The sequence below is a fragment of the Moorena sp. SIO3I6 genome (assembly GCF_010672095.1).
Window position 1 is genome coordinate 1 of sequence record NZ_JAAHHU010001374.1, and the last position, 1,374, is coordinate 1,374.

At 46.0% G+C, this 1,374-nt stretch carries 1 protein-coding gene and 1 pseudogene; both read right to left on the reverse strand.

Features of this window, described 5'->3' with window-relative positions:
- Positions 1–158: 158 nt before the first annotated feature.
- Positions 159–1,046, reverse strand: coding sequence for an ROK family protein (locus F6K49_RS49440; protein WP_293110100.1), 888 nt, complete (start codon positions 1,044–1,046; stop codon positions 159–161).
- 83 nt (positions 1,047–1,129) lie between these two features.
- Positions 1,130–1,374 (reverse strand): annotated as a pseudogene (locus F6K49_RS49445) (ABC transporter permease); the annotation flags it as partial.

Here is a 1,374-nt window from a genome sequence, read left to right on the forward strand (position 1 = left end):
TCAAGACGGGAACAGGGAACAGTGGATAAGAATTGACGTTACAATTTTCGGACGGACTCTCCCAACACTGCTAGTCAAGGTTTAACATGAGGGCAAGCCCGCCCCTAACACACCCTACATTCTAAATTCTAAATTCTTCATTCTAAATTCTAAATTCTTCATTTCACATATTTTTGCCAAGCCAATCGTGCTGCTCCCACCCTTCCAGCTCGATTCCCTAATTCTGCTTTAAGTAACTCTAAACCAGTACGGGAGGAAGGCAAAACTCGTTGCTCTATTTCTGCTAGAGTTGCTGACAAGAAAAACTCGGCACTAGCACTGATGCCACCACCAATAATAATGGCTTCTGGTGTTAGTGGATAAATAAAACTAGTTAGCCCAATCCCTAATAAGCGTCCGTAATCTGCCCAAAATTCTAAAGCTTCCTGGTTTCCTTCTTGGGCTAATTTACCAAGTTCTGCTGGTTCTTTGCCACTGGTGCGTCGGATTGCCCTAATGGAAAGGTATTGCTCTAGAGAACCGCGATTACCACTATTACACTCGGGACCCTCGGGATATAGATTAATTAACCCCAACTCCCCAGCAGACCCGAGATGACCTGTGAAGAGTTGACCATCAAAAATGATTGCCCCTCCTACCCCTGTGCCTAGGGTGAGTAGAATCAAATTCCGAAACCGACGACCAGCCCCTAACCAAGCTTCTCCTAAACCAGCACAGTTAGCATCATTAGCAAGAATTGTGGGATAACCGACTTTGGCTTCTAACTGATCGGCTAGGGGAACATCGTGCCAATCCGTTAGGTTAATGGCAACCTTAGCAATTCTACCAGCAACATCAGCAGGGCCAGGCAATCCCAGGCCGATACCAATTACTTCTTCGCTGGTATCGAGACGAGAGATTGCTGCTACTATTGCTTCGATCACCGCTGTTGGTGTTGCAGGTTGGGGTGTATCTACTGTTAGAGACTCTAATTCGGTTCCATCTTCACGGAAGCGTCCCAACTTAATCGCAGTGCCACCTAAATCAATGCCTATGGCTTGAGTCATTAGTTTTGAGTCATTCGTCGTGAGTCATTTTAAGGCAAAAGGCAAAAGGCAAGAGGCAAAAGGCAAGAGGGTTTTATTGAATTTCAATGCTTCTGACGAAATCGGGGATTAATCAACTCGCTTAATCCTTCTCCTACTAAGGACAATCCTACCACCATCAGTGTCATGGCTAAACCAGGGAAAAGGGCTGTCCACCAAATGCCAGTTGGTAAGGCATCGAGGGCTTGACGTAAGTCATGACCCCACTCTGGGGTTTGTTCTGGCAATCCTAATCCTAAAAATCCCAGTCCTCCCAAGATTAAAATCGCATCAGCGGCGTTGAGGGTAA

Coding starts and splice junctions, on each gene's coding strand:
- F6K49_RS49440 (WP_293110100.1), bottom strand. CDS start 1,046: ATGACTCAAGCCATAGGCATTGATTTAGGTGGCACTGCGATTAAGTTG.